Source organism: Arthrobacter sp. M71 S08, assembly GCF_059089725.1.
On the sequence record NZ_JBNHEY010000001.1, the window covers coordinates 611,373 to 636,737 of the forward strand.

At 66.4% G+C, this 25,365-nt stretch carries 23 protein-coding genes; 7 read left to right on the top strand and 16 right to left on the bottom strand.

Translation table 11 applies throughout. From position 1 onward, the window contains the following. Positions 1-7 precede the first annotated feature (7 nt). Both AC5RTB_RS02815 and AC5RTB_RS02820 read left to right on the top strand, forming a co-directional pair. Positions 8-1,468, top strand: a complete 1,461-nt coding sequence (locus AC5RTB_RS02815) for an aldehyde dehydrogenase family protein (protein ID WP_494059548.1) — start codon at positions 8-10, stop codon at positions 1,466-1,468. Further along, the gene (locus tag AC5RTB_RS02820; protein ID WP_494059549.1) at positions 1,465-2,337 is read left to right on the top strand and encodes an aldehyde dehydrogenase family protein; all 873 of its coding nucleotides are present in this window, start codon (positions 1,465-1,467) and stop codon (positions 2,335-2,337) included. The genes AC5RTB_RS02815 and AC5RTB_RS02820 overlap by 4 nt, the downstream gene beginning before the upstream one ends. On the opposite strand, the gene AC5RTB_RS02825 is transcribed toward AC5RTB_RS02820, so the two are convergent. The 3 genes from AC5RTB_RS02825 to AC5RTB_RS02835 form a co-directional block, all read right to left on the bottom strand. Beyond that, positions 2,334-2,792 carry an SRPBCC family protein gene (locus AC5RTB_RS02825; protein WP_494059550.1) on the bottom strand — a complete coding sequence of 153 codons (459 nt, stop codon included), beginning with the start codon at positions 2,790-2,792 and terminating at the stop codon, positions 2,334-2,336. The genes AC5RTB_RS02820 and AC5RTB_RS02825 overlap by 4 nt on opposite strands. A 70-nt stretch (positions 2,793-2,862) precedes the next feature. Then, positions 2,863-3,267: a DUF1304 domain-containing protein gene (locus AC5RTB_RS02830; RefSeq protein ID WP_494059551.1), complete on the bottom strand. Its 405-nt coding sequence runs from the start codon at positions 3,265-3,267 to the stop codon at positions 2,863-2,865. Next, a complete protein-coding gene (locus AC5RTB_RS02835) occupies positions 3,264-3,566 on the bottom strand; it encodes a hypothetical protein (protein ID WP_494059552.1) in 303 nt (100 codons plus the stop codon). The genes AC5RTB_RS02830 and AC5RTB_RS02835 overlap by 4 nt, the downstream gene beginning before the upstream one ends. A gap of 87 nt (positions 3,567-3,653) precedes the next feature. On the opposite strand from AC5RTB_RS02835, the gene AC5RTB_RS02840 reads away from it, so the two are divergent. Continuing rightward, positions 3,654-4,685: a helix-turn-helix transcriptional regulator gene (locus tag AC5RTB_RS02840; protein ID WP_494059553.1), complete on the top strand. Its 1,032-nt coding sequence runs from the start codon at positions 3,654-3,656 to the stop codon at positions 4,683-4,685. Between the two features lie 25 nt (positions 4,686-4,710). Here the strand turns inward: AC5RTB_RS02840 and AC5RTB_RS02845 are convergent, their stop codons facing one another. From AC5RTB_RS02845 to AC5RTB_RS02865, 5 genes are all read right to left on the bottom strand, one after another. Continuing rightward, positions 4,711-5,499: an amino acid ABC transporter ATP-binding protein gene (locus AC5RTB_RS02845; RefSeq protein WP_494059554.1), complete on the bottom strand. Its 789-nt coding sequence runs from the start codon at positions 5,497-5,499 to the stop codon at positions 4,711-4,713. Further along, the gene (locus tag AC5RTB_RS02850; protein WP_494059555.1) at positions 5,486-6,151 is read right to left on the bottom strand and encodes an amino acid ABC transporter permease; all 666 of its coding nucleotides are present in this window, start codon (positions 6,149-6,151) and stop codon (positions 5,486-5,488) included. The genes AC5RTB_RS02845 and AC5RTB_RS02850 overlap by 14 nt, the downstream gene beginning before the upstream one ends. Positions 6,152-6,257: 106 nt before the next feature. Next, positions 6,258-7,085 (bottom strand): amino acid ABC transporter substrate-binding protein, encoded by an 828-nt coding sequence (locus AC5RTB_RS02855; RefSeq protein WP_494059556.1) that lies wholly within the window; start codon positions 7,083-7,085, stop codon positions 6,258-6,260. 183 nt (positions 7,086-7,268) lie between these two features. Continuing rightward, positions 7,269-7,541 carry a hypothetical protein gene (locus tag AC5RTB_RS02860; protein WP_494059557.1) on the bottom strand — a complete coding sequence of 91 codons (273 nt, stop codon included), beginning with the start codon at positions 7,539-7,541 and terminating at the stop codon, positions 7,269-7,271. A 68-nt stretch (positions 7,542-7,609) separates the two neighbouring features. Further along, complete coding sequence (locus AC5RTB_RS02865; protein ID WP_494059758.1) at positions 7,610-8,206, bottom strand: LysE/ArgO family amino acid transporter; 597 nt, start codon at positions 8,204-8,206, stop codon at positions 7,610-7,612. Between the two features lie 70 nt (positions 8,207-8,276). On the opposite strand from AC5RTB_RS02865, the gene AC5RTB_RS02870 reads away from it, so the two are divergent. Continuing rightward, positions 8,277-9,143: a LysR family transcriptional regulator ArgP gene (locus AC5RTB_RS02870; RefSeq protein WP_494059558.1), complete on the top strand. Its 867-nt coding sequence runs from the start codon at positions 8,277-8,279 to the stop codon at positions 9,141-9,143. Positions 9,144-9,247: 104 nt separating this feature from the next. Here the strand turns inward: AC5RTB_RS02870 and AC5RTB_RS02875 are convergent, their stop codons facing one another. Genes AC5RTB_RS02875 through nirB form a run of 3 tightly spaced genes read right to left on the bottom strand, consistent with a single transcriptional unit; the run spans position 9,248 to position 14,063 of the window. After that, positions 9,248-10,360: a uroporphyrinogen-III synthase gene (locus AC5RTB_RS02875; protein WP_494059759.1), complete on the bottom strand. Its 1,113-nt coding sequence runs from the start codon at positions 10,358-10,360 to the stop codon at positions 9,248-9,250. Between the two features lie 14 nt (positions 10,361-10,374). Further along, on the bottom strand, positions 10,375-11,430 hold the full coding sequence (cobA, locus tag AC5RTB_RS02880; protein ID WP_494059559.1) for a uroporphyrinogen-III C-methyltransferase: 1,056 nt from the start codon (positions 11,428-11,430) through the stop codon (positions 10,375-10,377). Further along, the gene (gene nirB, locus AC5RTB_RS02885) at positions 11,427-14,063 is read right to left on the bottom strand and encodes a nitrite reductase large subunit NirB (protein ID WP_494059560.1); all 2,637 of its coding nucleotides are present in this window, start codon (positions 14,061-14,063) and stop codon (positions 11,427-11,429) included. The genes cobA and nirB overlap by 4 nt, the downstream gene beginning before the upstream one ends. A gap of 244 nt (positions 14,064-14,307) precedes the next feature. Between nirB and nirD the strand changes: the two genes are divergently transcribed. Beyond that, entirely contained in the window at positions 14,308-14,688 is a 381-nt protein-coding gene (gene nirD / locus AC5RTB_RS02890) for a nitrite reductase small subunit NirD (protein WP_494059561.1), read from the top strand. Here the strand turns inward: nirD and AC5RTB_RS02895 are convergent. Further along, positions 14,685-16,403, bottom strand: coding sequence for a phospho-sugar mutase (locus tag AC5RTB_RS02895; protein WP_494059562.1), 1,719 nt, complete (start codon positions 16,401-16,403; stop codon positions 14,685-14,687). The genes nirD and AC5RTB_RS02895 overlap by 4 nt on opposite strands. A 1-nt stretch (position 16,404) precedes the next feature. Then, the gene (locus tag AC5RTB_RS02900; RefSeq protein WP_494059563.1) at positions 16,405-17,217 is read right to left on the bottom strand and encodes a purine-nucleoside phosphorylase; all 813 of its coding nucleotides are present in this window, start codon (positions 17,215-17,217) and stop codon (positions 16,405-16,407) included. A 180-nt stretch (positions 17,218-17,397) separates the two neighbouring features. Here AC5RTB_RS02900 and AC5RTB_RS02905 point away from each other — a divergent pair, with 180 nt between their 5' ends. Next, positions 17,398-18,795 carry an NAD(P)H-quinone dehydrogenase gene (locus tag AC5RTB_RS02905; RefSeq protein ID WP_494059564.1) on the top strand — a complete coding sequence of 466 codons (1,398 nt, stop codon included), beginning with the start codon at positions 17,398-17,400 and terminating at the stop codon, positions 18,793-18,795. A gap of 258 nt (positions 18,796-19,053) precedes the next feature. After that, entirely contained in the window at positions 19,054-19,878 is an 825-nt protein-coding gene (locus tag AC5RTB_RS02910) for an endonuclease domain-containing protein (RefSeq protein WP_494059565.1), read from the top strand. A 137-nt stretch (positions 19,879-20,015) separates the two neighbouring features. Here the strand turns inward: AC5RTB_RS02910 and AC5RTB_RS02915 are convergent, their stop codons facing one another. The 3 genes from AC5RTB_RS02915 to AC5RTB_RS02925 form a co-directional block, all read right to left on the bottom strand. Further along, positions 20,016-21,548, bottom strand: a complete 1,533-nt coding sequence (locus AC5RTB_RS02915) for an FAD-dependent oxidoreductase (RefSeq protein ID WP_494059566.1) — start codon at positions 21,546-21,548, stop codon at positions 20,016-20,018. Next, positions 21,545-23,650, bottom strand: a complete 2,106-nt coding sequence (locus tag AC5RTB_RS02920) for a molybdopterin oxidoreductase family protein (RefSeq protein ID WP_494059567.1) — start codon at positions 23,648-23,650, stop codon at positions 21,545-21,547. The genes AC5RTB_RS02915 and AC5RTB_RS02920 overlap by 4 nt, the downstream gene beginning before the upstream one ends. A gap of 76 nt (positions 23,651-23,726) precedes the next feature. After that, positions 23,727-25,121, bottom strand: coding sequence for an MFS transporter (locus AC5RTB_RS02925; RefSeq protein WP_494059568.1), 1,395 nt, complete (start codon positions 25,119-25,121; stop codon positions 23,727-23,729). Between the last annotated feature and the right edge of the window lie 244 nt (positions 25,122-25,365).

Here is a 25,365-nt window from a genome sequence, read left to right on the forward strand (position 1 = left end):
ACCTGCTATGACCTTCCTCGACTACGCTCCCGCGCCAGAGTCGGCAGCGATCCTGAACCTCAAAGACGACTACGGTCTCTTCATCAACGGTGAGTTCGTGCCCGGCAACGGGGAGTCTTTCACCACCATTTCCCCGGCCACGGAGAAGCACATCGCCACCGTGTCCTGCGCCAACGAGCAGGACGTCGACACCGCCGTCGTGGCCGCGCGCCGTGCGTACGAGAAGACATGGTCGCGTATGTCCGGTGCGGACCGCGGCAAGTACCTCTTCCGCATCGCCCGGCTGGTCCAGGAACGCGCCCGTGAATTGGCGGTGGCGGAGAGCCTCGACAACGGCAAGCCCATCAAGGAAAGCCGCGACGTCGACATCCCGCTGGTCGCCGCCTGGTTCTTCTACTACGCAGGTTGGGCCGACAAGCTGGAGTACGCCGGACTCGGCGCGAATCCCCGCTCGCTCGGTGTCGCCGCACAGGTGATCCCATGGAACTTCCCGCTGCTGATGCTGGCCTGGAAGATCGCCCCCGCGCTCGCCGCCGGCAACACCGTGGTGCTGAAGCCCGCTGAAACCACGCCGCTGACCGCGCTGCTCTTCGCCGAGATCCTGCAGCAGGCGGACCTGCCCGCCGGCGTTGTCAACATCGTCACGGGGGCCGGTTCCACCGGCTCCGCGCTGGTGAACCACCCGGACGTGAACAAGGTCGCCTTCACGGGCGCGACGGCGGTGGGCCGGGAGATTGCCCGCTCAACCGCAGGCACGTCCAAGAAACTCACGCTCGAGCTGGGCGGCAAGGGCGCGAACATCGTGTTCGACGACGCCCCGATCGACCAGGCTGTTGAGGGCATCGTCAACGGTATCTTCTTCAATCAGGGCCAGGTCTGCTGCGCAGGCTCGCGGCTGCTGGTTCAGGAGTCCATCCACGACGACGTCGTCGACCGGCTGAAGGCACGCCTCGCCACCCTGCGCGTGGGCGACCCGCTGGACAAGAATACCGACGTCGGCGCCATCAACTCCGCGTCCCAGCTGGGCCGGATGCGCGAGCTTTCCAATATCGGTGAGCAGGAAGGTGCCGAGCGCTGGAGCCCCGCCTGCAACCTGCCGTCGGAAGGTTTTTGGTTCCCGCCGACCATCTTCACCAACGTGTCCACCAGTCACCGGATCGCCCGGGATGAGATCTTCGGCCCCGTGTTGTCCGTGCTGACCTTCCGCACGCCCGCCGAGGCGATCGCCAAGGCGAACAATACGCCCTACGGCCTGTCTGCCGGCATCTGGACCGACAAGGGCAGCCGCATCCTGGCCGTCGCGGACAAGCTGCGTGCCGGCGTCGTCTGGGCCAATACCTTCAACAAGTTCGACCCGTCCTCGCCGTTCGGCGGGTACAAGGAATCCGGTTATGGACGCGAAGGCGGCAAGCAGGGCCTCCATGCGTACCTGGCGCCGTCCTCTTCTTTCAAGGGAGTCAACCGATGAGCCGCCTGGCTGTTCCCAAGACCTACAAGCTGTACGTCGGTGGGAAGTTCATCCGGAGCGAATCCGGGCGAGTGTACGAGGTTGCAACCACGAAGGGGAGCTTTTCGGTGAGTTCAGTCAACGCCGCGAAGGCTTCCCGGAAGGACGCCCGCGACGCCGTCGTAGCAGCCCGCTCCGCCGTCAGCGGCTGGTCCGGGACCACAGGCTACAACCGCGGGCAGGTGCTGTACCGGATCGCGGAAATCCTGGACGGACGCCGTGCACAGTTCGCCGAGGAGATTGCAGCGTTCGAGGGCGTCTCGGTCTCCGCTGCGACGTCCCAGGTGGACGAAGCAATTGATCTCTGGGTCTGGTACGCCGGCTGGGCAGACAAGTACGTGCAGGTTGCAGGCAACGGTAATTCCGTGTCGGGGCCGTTCTTCAACCTGTCCGTGCCGGAGCCCACGGGAGTCGTGGCCGTGATCGCGCCGCAGGGTGCCGGATCGTTGCTGGGCTTTGTCCGTGCGGTGGCGCCGATCCTGGTGAGCGGGAACACCGTCGTCGTTATTCCGAGCGAGCGTGCGCCGCTTGCTGCGCTGAGCCTCGGCGAGGTCTTCGCGACCAGTGACGTGCCGGCTGGTGTCGTGAACATCCTCAGCGGGTCGCCCGCGGAGATCGCGCCCTGGCTCGCCGCGCACGCCGACGTCAACGCGCTGGACCTGCTCGGCGCGGGTGACCTGGACTGGGTTAACCTGCAGATCGCTGCCGCCGACACTCTGAAGCGTGTGCTTCCGCCGGAATCAGGGCCCGACGCCGGTGCCCCCTCCCTGGAGCGCATCACCTTCTTCACGGAGACGAAGACGGTCTGGCACACGAAGGGCCTGCTCTAGAGCGACTCGGCCTTGGCCGCGATTTCCGCGAGGTCCCTGGCAAGGGCCTTGCGGGTGGCGCGCATGCCAAGTTTGCCGAAGAGAGCCATCGCCAGCTTGTTCATCCGGGAGGGATTGATCATTGTGGCGCCGAACGTCATGGTCAGGTCGGTGCCGCCGTCGCGATCCGTGAGAGTCATTCGAGAGGTGTAGTCGGCCTTGCCCTGCAGTGCTTTCACCGTGGTGCTCCGGGGAGGATCGGCCTTGGACACCCACATTTCCACGGTCTCGGACCTGCCCATCATGGTGCGGGTTTCTTTCCAGCGCGTTCCCTCGCCGTAGGGGCCGAGGCTTAGCATCTCGATCGACTTGATGCCGGAGAGGGTGGACGCCGAACCGGGAATGTCGGAAATGACCGCCCAGACCTTCTCCGGGGGCGCGTTGACGTGCTGGGTCAGGCTGATTGTGTGGTCCATGACTTCGAGCCTAGCCCCCCTGGGATATCCCGCTGAACCTCGGGGTTCGGTGGGAATGTCCGGTACATCCTCAAGCGGCGGCGACGGCGAGGAGTGCAACGAGGGGCGGCAGGCCTTGCCCGAGCGCTCCTCCGATCCCTTTTCCGCGCGCACGGCCCATCTCCATGCGGTCGGCGACGACGAGCACCAAGCCCGAAAGGAACATGAACCAACAGGTGTAGGTGACCAGCGTCCGCCCAACAGTTTCATGTCCTGCCATCCAGGTGCCTACGCCAACAAGGGTGCCCAAGCCAAGGAACAGGTTATAGAAGCCGACGCCGAACGCCCACAGCCGGACGGCCGGGACGTCCTGGGTAGGGGTGAAGAAGATGCGCTGATGCACTGCAGGGCGGGGGAAGATCAGGGCCTCCCACACGAAGACGAGGATGTGAAGCCCGGCTGCGATCGAGGCGAATACCCACGTGATCGTGATCATCGCGGCACTCCTGTCCACTCAACCGTCACGTCGTGGCGGCTCAGCACCTCCTGGATTTCCTGTGCGACCTCCTGCAGTGGACGTCCCTCCGGCACCGAAGAGGCCATGTCAGCATGGAACCTGCCCATTGCTGCAGTTTGACTGAACACCAGGAACTTGGCGGAGGGCGTCAGGACCGAGAAGGTGTGCAGGGCAGCCGGCGGGGTGTGTTCAGCATCCACTTTCACTGTGAGCGTGGCGTCCGGCGCTCGCAATTCGACGCCGTCGCCCGGTTGAAGATGTTGCAGTGAGTAGCTCATGGCACCAACGGTAGGGACACTTGCCGGGTGGGAAAATCCCAGATTAATGGGGGTGACCGGCCAGCAGATGAGTGCCAAACTGGAGGCGTGTGGGAGGAGCGAGCCCGCCGGGCTCGAAGGGACATCGCAGCGCTGGCCGCGTCGGGACTAGGCGTCAATGACCTGCACGCCGCGGCAATCCAGTTGACAGGGCGCGACGTCGGCACAGAGCTGACCTGTTGGGCCACCCTTGATCCGGGGACCCTGGTGATCAGTGCGATGGTCAGCGGGGAGACGCGCATTCCGCCGCAGTTCGAGCCGCTGCTCGCAGATGCGGAGTACTCCGCCGAAGAGCCCAACACGTTCACAGCCATGGCGCGGAGCGGGAAGCTGTTGGTCCGGCTGTCCGACCTACCCGCACACGAGCAGGAGCGCAGCGCCAGATACACGAACGTGTGGAGGCCGCTCGGCGTGAAGGAGGAGCTGCGCCTGCTCTTTACGTCCGATGCAAGCTGTTGGGGCGCCGCCGGAATGGTACGCACAGGTGGGGACTTCTCCGACCGCGAAGTGGAGTACCTGACGTCCGTTGCACCGACCGTTGCCACCGCGACCAGGCTGGCGGTCCGCACGGAACTCGCGGCCCACACCTGGGGTCCCCGGCCGGCAATTGTTGTCCTCAACTCCCGCGGAGAACTCCGTTCCATCACTCCGGAAGCGCGGCAGTGGCAGGAACGGCTGAACGAGTTCGCGCCGGATCGGTTTGCGGTGATGATGCGCATCATGGCGCACGGACTGGGAGCCAAGCCGTCGGGAGGGTTCCGGGCAACGATTCGCGACGGGCAGGGCCAATGGGCGCTCATGGAAGCCAGCCCGCTTGAGGGCGATGAGGAAAGCCGGATTGCAGTCTCAATCAGTCCCGCAACCGGGTCCGAGCTCACCGGCATGCTGATCGCCGCCTATGGTTTGTCACCGCGTGAACGGGCGGTCTGCCGTGAAGTCCTTGCCGGAGCTCCCACCCGGCACATCGCCAGACACCTTTCAGTCACTCCGAACACGGTTCAGGATCACTTGAAGTCCGTCTTCGCGAAGACGGGTGTCACAAGCCGAGGCGAACTGGTGGCCCGGCTGCAGCCGCGATAGCACGGAGGCTTGAAGCTCAGGAAGCCTAGAACGGGTGCAGCAACCGGTGCACGAACCGCCTGGTGCGCTCCTCGGCAGGGTTGCGCAGGACCATCTCGGGCGGGCCGTGTTCAACCACGACTCCGCCGTCCATGAACACCACCTCGGTGGCTACCTCGCGGGCGAAGGCGAGCTCGTGCGTGACGAGCACCATGGTCCAGCCTTCGTCGGCGAGCTCCTTGATGACGGAGAGCACTTCGCCCACCAGCTCGGGGTCCAATGCGGAGGTGGGCTCGTCGAACAACAGCAGCGTCGGTCGCAGCGCCAGCGCACGGACGATGCCCACGCGCTGCTGCTGGCCGCCGGACAGCTCGTGAGGGTACTGGTCCCTCTTCTCCGCGAGCCCCACGCGCCCGAGAAGCTCCTCGGCATCGCGGACGGCCTCGGCCTTCGGGCGGCGCTGGACCTGTACCGGCCCCTCGATCACGTTCTCGAGGACCGTCTTGTGCGGGAAGAGGTTGTAGTGCTGGAACACCATGGCGCTCCGGTCCCTCAGCGCCGCGAGTTGGCGCTTCGGCACGTTGCCGCCGAAGTCGACGGCGGGGCCGTCAGCGAAGGTGATGCGGCCGGCGTCGGGAATCTCCAGCCCGTTCAGGGAGCGCAGAACCGTGGTCTTGCCGGATCCCGAGGGGCCAACCAGGGCAACCACGCCGCCGGAGGCGACGGACAGGTCGATCGAACGCAGCACCTCGTTGTCGCCGAAGGACTTCCTCAGTCCCTCGACGGTCAGCACGGGACCGGATGATGTGTCAGCGGGGTGATTAGTGCGCGACATAGCGGTCCAGCCTCTTCTCAATCCGGGACTGTCCAGCCGAGAGGACAAGACAGAAAACCCAGTACACGGCCGCCGCCTCAATGTAGAGCAGCATGAACTGCTGGCTGAATGCGGCGATTTCCTGGGCCTGGCGGAACAGTTCGGTCACCAGAATCAGTGACGCCAGTGAGCTGTCCTTCACCAGTGAAATGAACGTATTGGACAACGGCGGGACCGACACCCGCGCGGCCTGCGGCAGGATGATGCGGCGCAGGGCCAGCGTGCGGGACATGCCGATGGTGTGCCCGGCTTCCCACTGCCCGCGCGGCACCGACAGGATCGCCGCCCGGATGATCTCCGCAGCGTAGCCGCCGACGTTAAGCGAGAACGCGATGATCGCGCTCGGCCACGGATCGATGGTCAACCCGACCGAGGGAAGCCCGTAGAAAATCACGAACAGCTGAACCAGCAGGGGAGTACCGCGGATCACCGACACATACGCCCGCCCGATGCCGGACACCAGCCTGTTCGCGCTGAGCCGCATGAGCGCCACCAACAAAGCCAACATGAGACCGAAGACGAAGGACGCCAGGGACAGCGGGATGGTGCCGGTGAGGCCGCCCTGAATAAGTGGCCAGAGCGACGTCAGGGCCAGGTCCCAGTCAATGTCCATAATTTCCTACGCTATCCCAGTGGCTGAAGGTGGTTTCCGCACAACAAACGGCGAGCACCTTCAGGAGCTGCATCCCCGCAGCCGGTGCCCGCCGTCGTCGTAATGGTTACTCTGCGCTGACGTCCTCGCCGAAGTACTTCTCGGAGATTTCGGCCAGCGTTCCGTCCGCGCGAAGCTCTTCGAGGGCCGCGTTGACGGCCTCGACCAGCTCATCGCTGCCCTGGCGGAAAGCCAGCGCGCTGCGGGACTGGTCTTCGGTCTCCGCGGCGATCTTGATGGCGTCGTTCGGAGTGGACTTCTGGTAGTCGAGGAAGGTCAGTTCGTCGTTGATGGTGGCATCGACGCGGCCCTGCTCAAGGAGGGTCACCGACTGTGCCCAACCCTCGACGGCTTCGATCTTGGCGCCGTTTTCCTCGGCCAGATCCTTCCAGTTGCTGGTGAGCGACTGCGCGGTGGTCTTGCCCTCAAGGTCTTCGAAAGAGGTGATCTCGCTGTTGTCAGCGGCGGTCACGATGACACCGTTGCTGTAGGTGTACGGCTCCGAGAAGGAGTAGGACTCCTCGCGCTCCGGGGTGATGGATACCTGGTTGGCGATGACGTCGAAGCGCCCGGCCTCCAGACCGGCGAAGATGGCGTCCCACTGGGTCTCTTCGAACTCAGGCTCCACGCCGAGCTTCTCCGCCACGGCGGTGATGACCTCGACGTCGTACCCGGTCAGATCGCCGGCGCCGCCCTCGTGGTAGGAGAAGGGCTTGTAGGTGCCCTCGGTGCCGACCGTCAGAACTCCGGACTCCTGGATCTCACTGAGGGAAGTGCCGCCGTCGGACTCGGTAGCGGTTTCGGCGGTATCGGAAGAGGCAGAAGAACCGCATCCGGCAACCGCAAAGACGATGGCCGTTGCGGCGCCGAGCAGCGGAAGACGGCGAGAAATCATGGATGAATCCTTTGACGCTGGAGATGAAGATGCCCGGTGTGGGCTATCCATTCCAGCAGTCGACGGCGCTTGCTTATTCCCCGGCGTAACGTTGCGTAATATTTCGGCCAGGATCAGCGGGAGGAGTGCCCGTACACGCGAAAGGGGGCCCGCTCGGCGGACCCCCTGTCAACGAAAGCGGCGTTAGGCCTTGCGGCTGCCCTTGGCCATGCGGTAGCCCGTGTCGGACCGACCGAGGATGGTCTGCGGGATCCAGAAAGCCAGGAAGAAGAGCGCGAGGCACACTGCGAACGGCCAGACGTTCGAGCGCTCGAAGAACGTCAGTGAGTAGATGGAACCGGCGAACAGCAGGATCATCACAGCGAAGGCGACGATGGTTGCCGGCAGTTTCCCTGCACCGGAGTGTTCGGGCCGTGATCCGTTTGATTCGCGCGTCTTGTTGACCGGGTGTGCCATGAGTCTCCTCGGGATGTGCGTGGCGTATTTCCTTAACTCTAGCGTCAGCCGCGGAATCCGCGGGCAGCTCAACCCACGATGAGCTTGATGGCAACGGCCAGCATCACGATCCCGATAACAAGGTCCACCACCCGCCAGGTGCGCGGGCTTTTCAGGACCCCGGACAGGGCCCGGGCGCCATATCCGAGCGCGCAGAACCAGATGATGCTTCCGACGACTGCGCCGGCCGCGAAGACCCACCGGGTTCCGTCTCCCTGCTGGTTGGCCAGGCTGCCCAGAAGCACCACGGTGTCCAGGTACACATGCGGGTTGAGATAGGTCAGCGCAAGGGTGGTGGCCACTACCGACCCACGGCTTCGCGGGGCCTCGGCGGTCAAGGCTGCCGGCTTGAACGCGGAGAGGAACGAGCGGATCGCCCACCAGGTCAAGTAGGCCGCCCCGCCCCACCGCAGGACATCCAGGGCAGCGGGGAATCGCGAGACGAGCGCGCCGATCCCGGCGGTGCCGCCGAGAATCAGGAGTGCATCGCTGACGATGCAGAGCGCCACCACAACTCCCACGTGTTCCCGGCGGATTCCCTGACGCAGCACGAACGCGTTTTGGGCGCCGATGGCAATGATGAGGGCGAGCCCTGTCATCAGCCCGGTGCCCCAGATACTCCACATGCGTTCAACGGTAGGCAGTGCACCAGATGTAGACAAGCGATAGATTCTGCGGATGCATTAGATTTGCTTCATGCAATTTCAACAGCTGCGTGCGCTCGCTGCGGTCGTCGATGAAGGCTCCTTCGAGGCCGCCGCGGACGCCCTGCGGGTCACGCCCTCGGCTATCAGTCAGCGCATCAAGGCACTGGAGGCATCGGTCGGTCAGATCGTGGTGCGGAGGGGCTCCCCGTGTGCGCCGACAGACGCCGGATCGGTGCTGCTGCGCATGGCCCGCCAGGTGCAGATCATCGAAGCCGAGGCCCGGGACGCCCTGGGCAGCGGCGTCGCCACCCGGACTGTCACCCCGGTAGCCGTGAACGCTGACTCGCTGGCCACCTGGTTTGTCCCCGTGCTGAGCGAGGCCGCCGGGTGGGCAGACACCACTCTCGACCTGCGGGTAGAGGACCAGGACCACAGCAGCAGGCTCCTCCGGCAGGGAGACGTGATCGCTGCCATCACCTCTGATCCGGCGCCCGCCAACGGATGCCGGGCAGAAATGCTGGGCTTCATGCGCTATCTCCCCGTCGCGACTCGAGAGCTGCACGAGCGGTTCCAGAACGACGACGGCACGGACTTCTCAAGGATGCCCGTGCTTCAGTTCAATGCGAAGGACGATCTGCAGCAGCGCTTTTTGAAGGCCCATGGCGTCGAGCAGTCGCCGCCAAAACACCTCATCCCGTCCTCCGAGGCGTTTCTTGCGGCGCTTCGAGCGGGCCTGGGCTGGGGAATGATCCCCGAACTGCAACTTGGAACGGACCTGACGGACGGATCCCTGGTGCTTCTGGAAGCGGACGCGCACTCCGATGTGCCCCTGTACTGGCAGACCTGGACCCTGAACTCGGAGCGGCTGAACCGGATCTCCGAGGCAATCCGCAGGGCGAGCCAACAACTTCGCTGAATCCCCTTGCGTTGAGTTGTCAGGACACGCCCCTAACGACGCGCCTAACGGGGTGTGTCCTGACAATTCAACGCGGGAGGGTGGGGGAGGGCGGGTAGTAGCAGCTAGAGCTGCAACCGGTACCCGCGCTTGATCACCGTCGCCACGAGACGACCCTCCGGTAGCGACTTCCGCAGCCGGCTGATCGTCATGTCCAGCGCGTGTTCCCCGGCGTCCCCCGGCAGCACACCCGCGAGCTGTTCACGCGAGAGCACCGCGCCATTGGCCTCGACCAGTGCACGGAACAGGCTCATCGGCGCGGGTGCCAGCTCGACGGCGATCCCGTCGATGCGCAGATTCTTCCCGCGCAGCTCGATCAGCCCGTAGCGGCTCGGGTACCGAAGGACGCGGTGCTGGCCAAGGTATTCACCCACCAGCCGGATCAGCGCACCCATGCGGTACCGCTCCGGAATCAGCGGCGACACTCCCGCATCCACCAGGGGCTGGGCAGTCACCGGCCCGACGACGGCGGCAGTCACCGGCCCGGACAGGGCCTGCACAAACGCTTCACGGCAGCCCATTTCGGATGCCGTACTCAGCACCGCATCAACGGCCGGAGCACTGGTGAATGTCACGACGTCGAGCCCACCGCTGCAGACGGCCTCGATAAGCCGTGGCAGCTGGTCGGACCCAGCCGGCTTGACCCAGCGGTACGGCGTCGCGGTGAGGACCTGCGCGCCGGCCTGCCGCAGCCGGTCGAGTTGCCGGTAGTCGGTGTAGCCGTGGAGCTGAACAGCCACTGTTTTTCCCCGCAGGTCGAGCCCGAGCATCATGTTCACGAGCGAGGCCGTGGTCTCATCGTGGCTGATGCCGACGTCTGTCAGCCCGGCGGCGCGCACGGCTCCGCGGGCTTTGGGCCCGCGGACGTAGATCTTCGACTCGCCGAGCACCGCCAGCAGTGCTTCCCCGACGCCCGCCGCATCGGCAGCCTCGGACCACCGGCGCAACCCATACGCAGTGGTGACCACTGCATAGTCCGGCCGCGCGGCAATGATCGCCCGGGTGTCCTCGATCAGCGGCAGATCAGCTGCCACGGGTGCGATCTTGAGTGCCGGCGCGTGCAGCACCGTGGCGCCGCGCCGCTCCAGCGCGTCGATGAGGTCACCGGATCGGCGGTCCGACGTCACTCCGATCCGGAAACCGGCCAGCGATCCGTCGGCCGGCACATCTGTCGCCATCGGAGCAGTCACCGTCACGACGCCACCATCGGATGCGTCAGAACCTGTTCAAGGGTGGTGGAGAAGTCCCGGCGCTGCCGGACCACCTCACCGATCACGACGACGGCGGGCGACGTGCAGCGCGCCAGGCCGGCAGCCGTCACGGCCTCGCCCAGGTTGGTGACGGTGGTCCGCTGTTCGGGGCTGTAACCCTTCTCGACGATCGCCACGGGCATGTCGGAGGCCAGTCCCGCCCTGCGGAGGCCGGACGTCAGCTGCGGTAGTGTGCCGATTCCCATCAACACCACGATAGTGCCGCCGAGCTTTGCCAGCGCTTCGAGTTCCTGATCGGTCAGCGGCTGGTGACCCGAAATGACAGTGAATGCATGCGCCACTCCGCGGTAGGTCACGGGAATGCCCGCGGCCGCCGGGACGGCGATGGAGCTGCTGATTCCAGGCACGGTGATCACGGGGATGCCCTCGGCGATGCACGTGTTGACTTCTTCGCCGCCCCGCCCGAAGACGAAGGGATCCCCGCCCTTCAGGCGCACCACGTGCAGGCCTTCGCGGGCCTTGGCGACCAGGAGCTTCTCGATGTCCGTCTGGCTGACCGGGTGGTGCCCGGGCGTCTTCCCGACGTCGATCAGCTCAGCGCCCGGCGCCAGTTGCGGCAGCGTGCGGTACGGTCCCAGCCGGTCAAAAAGTATGACGTCGGCCTCCCGCAACGCCTGCCTGGCGCGACCGGTGAGCAGGTCCTCCACCCCGGGTCCGCCGCCGATCAGGGTGACCCGGCCGCCTGGGGTGGCGGGCTCTTCGGAGGTGGTGAGGATCCTGCGCTCGCGGCAGGCCTCACGCAGCGGTTCCCAACCGGACTGATCCGCTTCGCTGTCTCCGTTCGCTAGGACTACCGCGAGGCTCACTGCGTCGAGCAGCCGCGGGTGGAACTGGGCGGGGGTCGCAATGCGGCGGACTGTCGCACCGCCTGCGCTGTAGCGGCGCACAGCGTTGCGGGCCGCCGTCGTCGTGCCGGCGATCAGGACGGTGAGGCCGGAGCAGTCAAGGGTGAGATCGATCCCGGAGGGGGAGTTCATTTCGCCGCCTCTGTTGCTGTTTCCACTACCTGGCGGACCGGAATGCCGGCGCCCAGCAGTACCGGACCGGAGCCGGACTGCGCGGCTGCTCGTTCCTCCTCGGTGGCGGGCCGGATCTGGCCGCGCTCGGGGACGTTGGCGATCCAGTCGTCCTTCTCGTGCGGGGCATTGACGAAGGAGCGGAACCGGCGCAGGCGCTCCGGGTCCTTCAGGGTGGCCGCCCACTCGTCTTCGTAGTTGTCGATGTGCCGTGCCATGGCTGACTCCAGGTCCTCGGCGATGCCGAGTGAGTCGTTGATGATGACGTCCTCGACGTGCTTCAGGCCGCCGTCGAGCTCGGCCTGCCAGGCCGCCGTGCGCTGCAGCCGGTCGGCGGTGCGGATGTAGTACATGAGGTAGCGGTCGATGTAGCGGATGAGGGTGTCGTCGTCGAGGTCCTTCGCCAGCAGCTGGGCGTGGGCGGGGGTCGCGCCGCCGTTGCCGCCGACGTATAGGTTCCAGCCGTCCGAGGTGGCGATGATACCGACGTCCTTGCCGCGGGCCTCGGCACATTCGCGGGCGCAGCCGGAGACACCGAACTTCAGCTTGTGGGGGCTGCGCAGACCGCGGTAACGCAGCTCGAGCTGGATGGCCATGGCCACCGAGTCCTGGACACCGAACCGGCACCAGGTGGAGCCCACGCAGGACTTCACGGTCCGCAGGCTCTTGCCGTACGCCTGACCGGACTCGAAGCCGGCGTCCACGAGGATCTTCCAGATCTCGGGGAGTTCCTCCAGCCGGGCGCCGAACATGTCGATGCGCTGGCCGCCCGTGATCTTTGTGTACAGGTTGAAGTCCTGGGCCACCTTGGCGATCACGCCCAGTTTCTCCGGCGTGATCTCACCACCCGGGATGCGCGGCACCACCGAGTAGGTGCCGTTCTTCTGCATGTTGGCCAGTGCGCGGTCGTTGGTGTCCTGCAGGATGCCGCGGCCGCCGTCGAGCACGTACTCGGCGCGCTGCGAGGCGAGGATGGAAGCGACGACGGGCTTGCAGATGTCACAGCCGAGCACACCGGTTTCAGGGACGCCGAAGCGTTCGATGATGCCCTCGAAGCTGTCGAGTTCCAGTACCCGGACGGCCTCGAAGAGCTCCGGGCGGGACATGGCGAAGTGCTCACACAGCGCCTTGGAGACCTCGATGCCGCTCTTCTTCAGCTCGCCCTCGAGGAGCTTCTTGAGCATCGGCACGCAGGATCCGCAGCCGGTTCCGGCCTTGGTGCAGCCCTTCAGCGGGGCAAGCTCGCGGACGGGTTCGGAACCCTCACAGGTTCCGCAGCCGTTGACGGCATCGCGGATCGAACCCGCGGAGACGTTGTTGCAGGAGCAGAGGATGGCGTCGTCGGGCAGCTCGGTGTCGGGAGCCTCGCCGGCACCGGCAGCGGAGAGGTAAGCACCGGGCTCGGCGCTGAGCTCGCGTCCCAGCAGGGGGCGGAGTGCGGTGTAGGGGGAGGCGTCGCCGACGAAGATGCCGCCGAGGAGCGTCTTGGCATCATCGGTAACCACGAGCTTCTGGTACAGGCCACGGGCGGGATCCGCGTACACAATCTCGAGGCTGTGTTCGGTCTTCGCGAAGGCGTCGCCGAATGCTGCAACCTCAACGCCGGAGAGCTTGAGCTTTGTGGCGGTGTCGAAACCGGGGAACGTGGCGGATCCGCCGTGGAGCCGGTCTGCGACAATCTCCGCCATGGTGTTGGCGGGTGCCACGAGTCCGAGGCACATGCCCTCGAAGCAGGCCACCTCGCCGATCGCCCAGATGCTTGGGTCCTCGGTGGCGCAGGCATCGTCAATGACGACGCCGCCGCGTGGGCCCATGGTCATACCGGCATCGCGGGGGAGCTCATCGCGGGGGCGGACACCGATGGCAACCACGACGAGGTCCGCGGGAATCCGGCGTCCGTCAGCCATGTCCACGCCGACCATCCGCCCGTCCTCCACCACGAACTCGCTGGGGAAGACGCCGCCGTGCACCTCGAGTCCCTTGGCAGTGATGAGCCGGTCGAGCGCCTGCCCGCCGCCCTGGTCCAGCTGTGTGTTCATCAGCCAGGGTGCGCCGTTGATGACGGCGGCCTTCGCACCTAGGGACTGCATGCCGCCGGCCGCTTCGAGGCCCAGCAGGCCGCCACCGATGACCACGGCGTCGATAGTGCGTCCGTACTCCGCGGTGAGGCGTGTGACCTCCGCGCGGAGGGTACGAACGTCGTCGACCGTTCGGTAGACGTGTGCGGCGTCCATGCCCGCGAAGGGGAGGCGCGCTGCGTTGGAGCCGGTGGCCAGCACCAGCTGGTCATAGGGGTAGACGTCGCCGGCCTCCGTGGTGACCGTGCGGGCCACCCGGTCCAGCGCGACCGCGCGGGAGCCGGCGGCCAGCGTGATTGCGGGGTGATCCCACATGGTGGCCTCGCCCAGGGTGAGGTCGACGTCGTCGAGCAGTGCCTGGCTGAGGGCAACCCTGTCATACGGCAGCCAGGTCTCCTCGGTGAGGACGGTGACGTGGAAGCCGTCCAGTCCGCGGGACCACATGGCTTCGACGAAGCGGTGGGCGGCCGGGCCGCCGCCGACAACGAGGATCTGATTCAGGGACGCTGGAGTCATGATGGGTACCTTTCGCGCTGGGAGTAGGTCTCCGCACTTAGGTACCGAGCGTACGGACGCCCAGTTGCCCCGTGATTTCACTTATGTAAACGAAGATTAACTTCACGCTCACCTGCGTCCGGGGTAAGGGTGAGGTGCGTTTTACGCGTTCGCAACACTTCGGGCGGAAAGCCGTAACGCTGCATTCGTAGCGTCGAGTGCAGGCCTTCAGTCATAAGAACAGGCAAACCGAACGGGGAGACTCATGACTCTGCAACTCGACCACACACCCGGCCTCGCGCCCGATGTCGAAACGTCTTACGCCGGCACCTGGTACCCCATCTGCCGGCTGGACGACCTCGAGCTGTGCTGGGGCGAGGCCGCACTGATTCACGGTCGCCAGGTAGCGCTGTTCCGGGTGGACTCGGCGACGGTGTTCGCCGTCTCGCACCGGGACCCAGCGAGCGGCTCCCAGGTGATGGCGCGTGGAATCGTAGGCTCCAAGGGGCAGAGGTTCACCATTACCTCGCCCCTGCACAAGGAGGTCTACTTTCTGGACTCCGGCGAACCCGCATCGGGACAAGGGACGGCTCTACGGAGCTTCCCGACACGGGTAATCGGCGGAACTGTGGAAGTGCTCGTCTAGAGCCCGAGCGCTTCCTCAACATCGCGGATCACGGCGTCAAGCCTGGTCCGCGCTGTTGTCTTAACGCTCCCGAGCTCGGCGGCGGAATCCACCGGTTCAATGACCTCGAGGTAGCACTTGAGCTTGGGCTCGGTGCCGCTGGGGCGGATGATCACCCGGGTGTCGTCCCGGGTGACATAGAGCAGCCCATCGGTGGGCGGGAGGTGTGCGCCTTCGGCCAGGTCCTCGGCGACCACCACGTCGGAACCCGCGAACGACGACGGCGGCGCCTCACGCAGGCGGTTCATCATCGCTCCCAGCAGCCCCAGGCTTCCGACCCGCACAGACACCTGGTCGCTGACGTGCAGGCCGTGGACAAGGGCCAGCTCGTCGAGGACGTCAAAGAGGGTCTTGCCTTCGGCTTTGCAGGCGGCCGCGAGCTCTGCCAGCAGCAGGGCGGCGGACAGGCCGTCCTTGTCCCGAACCAGTTCGGGGGCCACGCAATAGCCGAGTGCTTCTTCATAGCCGTAGGTGAGGTTCGGAACGCGGGAGATCCACTTGAACCCGGTGAGGGTCTGCTCGTGGCTGACTCCGGACGCTTCGGCGATCCTGCCGAGCAGCCGGGAGGAGACCACTGAGTTGGCGAACACCGCGTTCGGGTTGTCCTGATCGCCCGCCCCCTTGGCTTTAATCCGGGCCGCGAGGTGGACGCCGAGCAAGGCGCCCGTCTCATCACCGCGCAGCATCCGCCATTCGCCGGTCGCCGGATCCTTGGCAGCGGCGGCCATGCGGTCGGCGTCGGGGTCGTTCGCCAGGACAAGGTCGGCGTCCTGGTCTGATGCAGCCGCAAGCGCGAGGTCGAGTGCGCCCGGCTCTTCCGGGTTCGGGAAGTCCACCGTGGGGAAGGTTGGATCGGGTTCGGCCTGTTCCTTGACCACGTGCACCGAGTCGAACCCGGCGGACGCCAGGACCTGCTGCGCCGTGCGGCCCCCGACGCCGTGCATGGGAGTGAGCACGATCGACAGGTCGCGTGCAGGGTAGGCGTTGTGGTCCGCGAGGCTGAAGACCGAGGCCACATAGTCGGTCTCGATACTCTCGGGCAGGACGTTCCAGCCCCCTTCGGCCAGGTGGACCCTGTCCACAGCGGCGATCTGCTCAGCGATCTGCCAGTCATGCGGAGAGACGATCTGCACGCCGCGGGCGGTGTCCTCCACCGCGCGTCCTCCGAGGTACACCTTGTAGCCGTTGTCCTCGGGCGGGTTGTGGCTTGCCGTCACCATGACGCCGACCTCGCACTCGAGGGCGCGCACCGAGTAGGCGAGCACCGGCGTCGGAAGCTCACTGGGCATGAGGAAGGTCTCAAGGCCGGCTGCGGTAAAGATGGCGGCGGTTTCCTCGGCGAAGACGCGCGAGTTGCGGCGCGCATCGAAGCCGACGACGGCGCGCGGCGCGTAGGCGCCGCCGGCCAGGTTCAGCGCGTGGGCTGCCAGTCCCGCAGCTGCGCTTCGAACGACCACCCGGTTCATCCGGTTGGGGCCGGGGCCCAGCGGGGCTCGCAGGCCGGCCGTTCCGAAGACCAGCGGGCCGCGGAAGGCGTCGTCGAGCTGCTGCAGGGCAGCGCCCTGTCCGGCCTGGTCGTCGTTCCCGGCGCGGGCCAGCAGGTCTTCGAGCTCAGCGCGGGTCTCGGGATCCGGGTCCTGTGCGGCCCATTCGCGGGCTTGGGTGAAAAGGTCCATGTCAGAGCCTGCCGATGACGTCTGCGAGGAGCCGGGAAATGCGGGGGCCCGCCGCCTGGCCGGCTTCCAGGACCTCTGTGTGGCTGAGCGGGACCGGGCTGATGCCTGCGGCCAGATTGGTGACGAGCGACATTCCGAAGACCTCCATGCCGGCGTGACGGGCAGCGATGGCCTCCAGTGCGGTGGACATGCCGACCAGATCAGCGCCGATCCGCTTGGCGTACTGGACCTCCGCCGGGGTTTCGTAGTGCGGCCCGGTGAATTGTGCGTAGACGCCCTCGTCCAGGGTGGGGTCCACCTCGCGGGCCAGTTGGCGAAGGCGCGTGGAGTAGAGGTCGGTGAGGTCGACGAAGGTGGCACCCTCCAGCGGCGAGGTGGCTGTGAGGTTGAGGTGGTCGCTGATGAGCACCGGGGTGCCGGGCGCCCACCGTTCCTGCAGCCCGCCGCAGCCGTTGGTGAGGACCATTACCTGAGCGCCCGCAGCGGCTGCGGTCCGAACCCCGTGGACCACTGCGCGGACGCCGCGGCCTTCGTAGTAGTGGGTGCGCGCGCCGAGCACGAGTGCACGCTTCCCGGCGGGGGTGAGGATAGACCTGACCGTGCCGACGTGCCCTTCGACGGCGGGGGCAGCGAACCCGGGGATGTCCGTCGCCTGGAGCGTGTGCGTGGTTTCGCCGATCAGCTCGGCTGCTTCACCCCAGCCGGAACCGAGCACCAGCGCAATGTCATGGGAGTCCACCGATGTCTTTTGTGCGATGTAATCAGCAGCTGCGCGGGCAAGGGAGAAAGGGTCCGTCGAGGATTGGTCAATCACCCGGTCCAACCTACCGCCAGCGCGCGCGTTGTTCCACCCACTCGAGCCATGGACACGCCCTCGCGCACGCGGCGGGAGGCGGTTGGAGTCCGTTCGGGGCGCGGTCTGGGGCGGTCTGTGTCTTTCGGTGTTCCTTCAGAACGTTTGAGGGCTGGTGCCCGATAGGACAGAATGGCAGGTGTGACGAGTCAACTGGATTTCAGCGCCCTCCGTATCGCGATTCTCGGGGGAGGACCGGGCGGCTATGAGGCGGCGATGGTCGCAGCCTCGCTGGGAGCGACGGTCACCATTGTCGAGCGGAACGGGCTCGGTGGCTCGGCAGTGCTCACCGACGTCGTTCCTTCCAAGACCCTGATCGCCACGGCTGACACCATGGCCCGTGTGGCCAACGCCCACAATCTCGGCGTGAAGTTCGCGGACGAATCGGCGGCCTACGCGGACTTCACGCAGGTGAACCAGCGACTGCTGGACCTGGCGGTGAACCAGTCGAAGGACATCTCGGCGGCGCTCGAGCGGGTCGGCGTCAAGATCATCATTGGTGCGGGGAGGCTGCTGGACAACCACCGGCTCGAGGTCGAGACGGATACCGGAACCACCACCGTCGAAGCGGACGCGATCCTCCTGGCCGTCGGCGCACACCCGCGTGAGCTTCCCACAGCCGTCCCGGACGGTGAGCGGATCTTCAACTGGAAGCAGGTCTACAACCTCACCGAGGTTCCCGAACACCTGATCGTCATCGGCTCCGGCGTTACCGGTGCGGAGTTCGCGTCGGCGTACCACGGCCTCGGCGCGCAGGTCACCCTGATTTCCAGCCGTGACCGCGTGCTGCCCGGCGAGGACGCCGACGCCGCGGAGGTCCTCGAGAACGTCTTCCGTTCACGCGGAATGAACGTACTGTCCAAGTCCCGCGCCGACGGTGTGGTGCGCACTGAGGACGGCGTCCGGGTCACGCTCTCCGACGGGCGCTCCGTCGACGGAAGCCACTGCCTCGTTGCCGTTGGCGCCATTCCGAACACTTCCGACATCGGTCTCGAGGAGGCCGGCGTCGCATTGACCGAGACCGGCCACATCAAGGTGGACGGCGTCTCGCGCACCACCGCGCCGAACGTGTATGCGTCCGGAGACTGCACCGGCGTCCTGGCGCTTGCATCCGTCGCCGCGATGCAGGGGCGGATCGCCATGGCGCACCTGATGGGCGACAGCGTCACGCCGCTCAAGCTCAAGACGGTTGCGTCGAACATTTTCACCGCGCCGGAGATCGCGTCGGTGGGAGTCTCGGAAGCCGACGTCGAGTCGGGCCAGTACCAGGGCGACGTCTTCAAGCTCTCACTCAGCACCAACGCGCGCGCCAAGATGATGAACGTCAAGGATGGGTTCGTGAAGATCATCGCGCGGAAGGGCTCCGGTACGGTGATCGGCGGCGTCGTGGTTGCTCCGCGCGCGTCCGAGCTGATCTTCCCGCTGGCGCTCGCCGTCACCAAGAAGCTGCACGTGGATGACGTCGCGAACACGTTCACGGTGTACCCGTCGCTGACCGGCTCCATCTCGGAGGCCGCGCGGCGCCTGCACGTCCACTAACCCCCTCTCGCCTCCGCGCCCAAGCCACTCCCAGCCCAGTCCCAGCCCAGGCGGGCCGGATTCCCCAGGTTTGCCGCCGTCGTCGTCGTTTTGCCGGCGTGTCAGGGCGCGACACGCGGTATGGGGTCCAGTAACCGGGGAAAGCGGCCCGCCCGACCCCACCTCACTGTCCCTCCACAACGGGGGAAATGCGGGCAGGTTGTGTACATAGCCCGTTTCTCCGGCGAGTTCCCTCACCCCAGCGCTTGAACTGGGACGGTGGACGCAATTGAAGTGCTGCGCAGTGTTGGATCGGTTGCTCGCACGCAGACGCTTCGGGACCGCGGTGTCAGCAAGAGGCAGATCGCCAACCAGGTGGCGGGCGGGGGAGTTGTGCGTCTTCGCACCGGTCTGTTGGCGCTGCCCGACGCACCCGACGATTTTCGGGTAGCCCTCATGCATAATGGGCTCCTGACCTGTACTTCGGCGGCTAAGCACTACGGATTGTGGTCCCTTCACCCGCCGGCCGGCCCTCATCTCAGTTGCCTTCACGGCCATGGACACGGTTTCGTGAATCATCGCGAACGCTCCGTACCACCGCACGCATACCTACCGCTCGTGGGAATCGTTGACGTGCTGGTTCATGCACTGCACTGTCTTCCGCCGGTGGAGGCTGCCGTCATGGTCGAGTGTTCCCTCCGCCGCGGCGACGCGGTGCGGTCCTTCCTGTTAGAGCGGCTCCAGGGGGACCGCAACGGCAGGGCCAGGGCCGCGCTGGATCTCGTGACAGGCTGTGCCGACTCCGCGATCGAGGTTGTTGCACGGGTCCTTTTCCGGAGTGCCGGGTTCCACGTCGAGACCCAAGTGCTTATCAACGGTGTCGGGCGCGTCGACTTCCTGCTGGAGGGCTTTCTGGTGGTCGAAGTCGACGGGGCCGCCTACCACTCCGACCGCAGGGCGCTGCGCCGCGACCTTCAGCGGAACAACACAACCATCGCCGGCGGATACCTTGTACTGCGCTACAGCTACGAGGACATCATGTTTTGCAGCGAGGCGGTTCTTGAACAGGTGCGCGCGGTGCTCTCCGGCCATCTTATCCGATGAAAGGCGGGCCGGATTCCCCAGGTCCTGCCGGCGTCGACGTTAGTTTGGCGGCGTGTCGACACGCGACACGCGGTTTAGGTGGCAGAACCCGGGAAAAGCGGGCCGCGCGGTGGGAGCCGCGCCAGACGGACGTGGAACTAGACGGACGCGGGTTGCTGGAAGTGCTGCTCGATGATCGTCCGGATGTCCGAGTGGCAGCCACCGCATCCGGTGCCCGCACGCGTCGACGCCGACACCTCCGGGACACTCGACCAGCCGACGACGGCGGCCTGCTCGATACTGCCCCGGCTCACCCCAGCGCACCGGCAGACGATCGCCGCAGGGTCGGAAGCCAACGACGACGGCGCCGCCTCCGCTTCCGCCCCATCCAGCCGTAACAGGCTCGACCGGTCGGCAGGCAGCACAGCGCCGCGCTCGAACAGCAGGACCAGTTCCGCACCGGCGCGCGGCAACCCGACACACACCAGGCCCTGGAGGACCCCGTCCCGGGTGACCATCTTTGCGTAGCTGCCCTGCTGGGGGTCGGCCCAGAGCGCGACGGCGGTGCCGTCCTCGTGCACGGCCCACGGGTCGGCGGACACATCGCCCGCCACCACCGCATCCAGCCCGCGCGCCTTCAGCATGAGCACCGGTGGAAGCGAAGCCTCCACGTAGCGGCTGTTGCCAACAGATGCCAGATCCGCAACGAACGAGCCGGCCAACCACTCCGCCTGCTTCCACCCCGGACCGATCAATCCAGACGGCGCTGTGTTGTCCCGGCAATCAGTACAGGCGGCGTCTGTGCAACGGATCTCGGCGCAGTCGCCGATTGCGTAGATGTACTCGTCGTGGTGGGCCTGCAGGGTGTGGCCAACGAGGATTCCGGTATCCACGGGGAGGCCGGCGCCGTCGGCCAGCTCAACCCGTGGCCGGACGCCGCAGGAGAGCACCAGCAGGTCTCCGGAGACGAGCCGGCCGTCGTCGAGGCGCAGCGCGGTGAACGTGCCCGCGTCGTCATGCTCAAGGCCCACGGCCTTCGCCCCGGACACCAGCCGCACCCCGTGGGAACGGAGCGCCGAAGCGAGCACACGGCCGCCGCCGTCGTCGATGTTGCGGGCCAGCGGGTAGTCGCCGTGATGGACGACAGTCACCCCGGCACCCTCTTCCGCCGCGGCGAGGGCCGCTTCAAGGCCAAGAATCCCGCCACCGAGAATCACCACGTCACCCCGGCGCTCGACGACGGAGCGCAACGCACGTGCATCGGCCAGATCGCGCAACACCGTGACGCCGGTGGGTAGGGTCGGGTGCACCGGATCGGGGTTCAACCCTGCGAGGTAGGGAATGACGGGGCGGGCGCCGGTCGCCAGGACCAGCCGGTCGTACGGGCGGACGGTGCCGTCGTCGAGCTGGACCTGCTGGCGCGCTCGGTCAATCCGCCGCACGCCTGTTCCGAGCAGAACTTCGGCTCCGAGGGAAGCGAGACGGGATGCATCGCTGAGCGCAATCGCCTCAGCAGATGTCCGACCGACGCCCACATCGGCAACCAGCACGCGGTTGTAGGCGGCCTCGGGCTCAGACCCGATGACCGTCAGGCTCACAGCCCCGGATGCCACGGAAGGCTCAAGGACATCGATGAACCGGGCGGCCACAGGGCCGAACCCCACCACCACAATGCGCTCGTGAAAAGTCATACAGCCACCGCCTCGATCTGTGCGGGCCGGTGCACGCGCACCGACACCCGCGTGGTCTTGAATTCGGGCATCCCGGACACAGGGTCCGTCTCGGACGAGGTCAGCACATTCGCGTTGCCCGCCCCGGGGAAGTGGAAAGAGAGAAAGACAGTGTCGGGCCGCACGGCGCTTGAAAGCTCCGCCCGGGCCACCACGGTTCCCCGCTCGTTGCTGATCTCAACCTCGGCGCCGTCGAGAATGCCGAAGCCCGCAGCGGTCACGGGATGGATCTGCAGCGCCTGATCGCTGCTGGTCGCCGTGAGGTCGCCCACGCGGCGGGTCTGTGAGCCGGACTGGTAGTGCTCCAGCAACCGCCCGGTGGCCAGCGCGAGCTGTCCACCGGACGCAGGAACAGCAACAGGAACACCAGACGACGACGGCGCCACCGCGTGCAGCACGGCCTTCCCGTCCGGGTGGGCGAAGCGGTCGAGAAAGAGCCGGGGAGTGCCGCCGCTGCCGGCCGGATACGGCCAGTAGGCGGCAGCACCGTCGTCGAGCATGGCATAGTCCACGCCGGAGTAGTCCGCGAGGCCGCCCGCGCTCGCCGCGCGGAGTTCGGTGAAGACGGCTTCCGGGTCTTCAGGGAACGACGACGGTGCGTGCAGCAGCTCAGCAAGCCGAGCCATGATCCAGAGCTCGCTGCGCGCACCCGGGGGAGGGGCTACAGCCGCCCGGCGTCGCAGGATGCGGCCCTCGAGGTTGGTCATGGTGCCTTCCTCCTCAGCCCACTGCAGCACCGGCAGCACCAGATCCGCTTCCGCGGCGGTCTCGGAGAGGAAGAAATCGCACACCACCAGGAAGTCGAGGCTGCGCAGCCCGGTCAGGACGGTTGACGCATTAGGCGCCGACACCACCACATTGGCCCCGTGCACAAACAGGCAGCGCACCCCTCCGGGCTGACCGAGGGAGCCCAAAAGTTCGACGGCGGGAACTCCCGGTCCCGGGATGGCTTCCTCCGATACACCCCAGACTCCGGCGACGTGCTTGCGGGCGGCGGGATCGGTGATTTTGCGGTACCCGGGAAGCTGGTCCGCTTTCTGTCCATGTTCCCGTCCGCCCTGTCCGTTGCCCTGACCTGTCAGGGTGCCGTACCCGCTTCCCGGCGTTCCCGGCAGGCCGAGAAGGAGCGCGAGGTTGATCGCGGCGGTAGCGGTGTCGGTGCCGTTCGCGTGCTGCTCGACGCCGCGTCCGGTCAGGATGTAGGTGCCTCCGGGTTCAGCCAGCCGGTGCGCCGTTTCGCGGATAAGGTGCGCCGGCACGCCCGTCAGCGCCTGGACGCGTTCGGGCCACCACGGGGTCACGCTGCGGGCGACGGCGTCGTAACCGCTGGTCCTGTTCCGCACATACGCCTGGTCCACGAGGCCGTCCATGATCACCACATGGGTGATCCCGAGCAGCAGTGCCAGATCCGTTCTCGGTGCCGGCTGCAGGTGTCTGCCCCGTCCCTCCGAGGTGAGATCCGCCGTGGCTGACCGGCGCGGGTCGACGACAATCAGGCCGCCGGCATCCCGCGCGCCCTGCAGGTGCTGCACGAACGGCGGCATGGTGTCCGCGGTGTTGGACCCGAGCATGAGGATGGTGCGCGCTGAGCCCAGGTCTGCCAGCGGGAAGGGCAGTCCCCGGTCGAGGCCGAACGCCCTGTTCCCCGCAGCAGCCGCCGAGGACATACAGAACCGTCCGTTGTAGTCGATCCGGGAGGTCCGCAAGGCCAGACGAGCGAACTTGCCCAGCAAGTACGCCTTCTCATTGGTGAGACCGCCGCCGCCGAACACACCGACGGCGTCAGCCCCGTACCGGGACCGGGTCTCGAGGACGCGGTCCCGGATCAGCCCAAGTGCGCGGTCCCACGAGATGGGGCGGTGCTCGCCGTCGTCGTTCTTCAGAAGGGGTTCACGCACCCTGTCCGGATGCTTCAGCAGCTCCGCGGACGTCCATCCCTTGCGGCACAGGCCGCCCTTGTTGGTGGGGAAGTCCCGGCCGCTCACCTCCACTGAGCCGAACGCCCCTGAGTCGAACAACCCTGGGTCGAGCGCTGCGCCGGGCACCGAAGTGGTAAGCGTCATGGCGCACTGCAGGGCGCAGTAGGGACAGTGGGTGGCGGTGGGGCCCGCGGAGCTGTGTGAGGGTGAACCGCACATGTCAGACGTGCCCCACGCTTGAGGTGCTGCGTCGCAGGTAGAAGAACCAGGTGACCACGAGCATAAGCGCGTAGGCGGCGACGAAGCCGTAGAAGGCGGCGTCATAGGAGCCGGTGGCGCCCTTGGACGCGTTGAGTACCTGCGGGATGACAAAGCCTCCATAGGCGCCGATCGCGGAGATCAGGCCCAGTGCAGCCGCCGCTTTGCGCCCGGTGCTCATGGCGCCGTCGGACCGTCCGCGGAGGGCGAAGATCACGGGGATCATGCGGTAGGTGGAACCGTTGCCGGCGCCCGCTGCCGCGAAGAGCACCAGGAACAGTCCGAGGAACAGCCAGAAGTTGCCCAGCGGGAGCGTCCAGACGACGGCGAGGGCAATCAGGCCCATGACGGCGAATGCGCTCACCGTGATGCGTGCACCGCCCCACCGGTCAGAAAGCCGGCCGCCGTACGGCCGCGCGAGTGAGCCGACCAGGGGGCCGAGGAACGCCAGCGACAGTGCGGCTGGGCCGATCGCGAGGGTGGAGAACTCCGGGAAGGAATCAAGGATCAGCTTCGGGAAGACGCCGGAGAAGCCGATGAACGAACCGAATGTTCCGATGTACAGGAACGCCATGACCCACATGTGGGGTTCACGCAGGGCGGCGATGGAGCCGGCGAAGTCTGACTTCGCGCTGGACAAGTTGTCCATGTACTTCCAGGCGCCGAACGCGGCGACAAGGATCAGCGGCACCCAGATCCATCCCGCCAGGGGCAGGTTGAGCGTGGCGGCTGCGCCCGCTGCAATGACCAGCGGAACAACCAGCTGCGCGACGGCGGCACCCAGGTTCCCGCCCGCAGCGTTCAGTCCCAGCGCCCAACCCTTTTCGCGGACCGGATAGAAGAAGGTGATGTTCGCCATCGAGCTGGCGAAGTTGCCGCCGCCGAAGCCGGCAAGGGCGGCGATCAGGAGGAGCGCGCCGAACGAAGTTTCCGGGTTGCTCACCGCCACGGCCAGTCCGATGGATGGGATCAGCAGCAGGAGCGCCGAGATGATGGTCCAGTTACGACCGCCGAACCGCGGCACCATGAAGGTGTAGGGAATTCGCATGGTCGCGCCGACGAGGCTCGGCATCGAGATGAGCCAGAAGATCTGCGAGGTGGAGAAGTTGAAGCCGGCGGCGGGCAGGTACACCACCACGATGGACCAGAGCTGCCACACCACGAAACCGAGGAACTCGCACGCGATGGACCACTGGAGGTTGCGGCGGGCAATGGCCCGGCCACCGGACTCCCACTGGTTATGGTCCTCGGGGTTCCAGTTGTCGATCCAGCGGCCCGGACGGTGCGCAAGGGCTGCGCCGGTGGCTTCTACTGATGTTGCTGGCTTCTCCGGGGAGACTGCGCGGTCAACGCTCATGGCGAACCTTTCGTTCAAGAGGCAGTACCGCAACAGTAGGAAGCGTGCATTTCGGCTCCTGTGCCGGTTTGTAAACGGGGTGTGACATTCGGCTATCCGTCGGAACCTGAGCCAGTTAGACGCTCCGCGCGCAACCCTGAATGTCCACGATGTGGACGGGTTATCTCACGCTGCCATTCCGGTGATGAGATTGACAGGCACTAAATACCACGGCTTTCGGGATTTCGCGGCAGCCGTTCTCGAG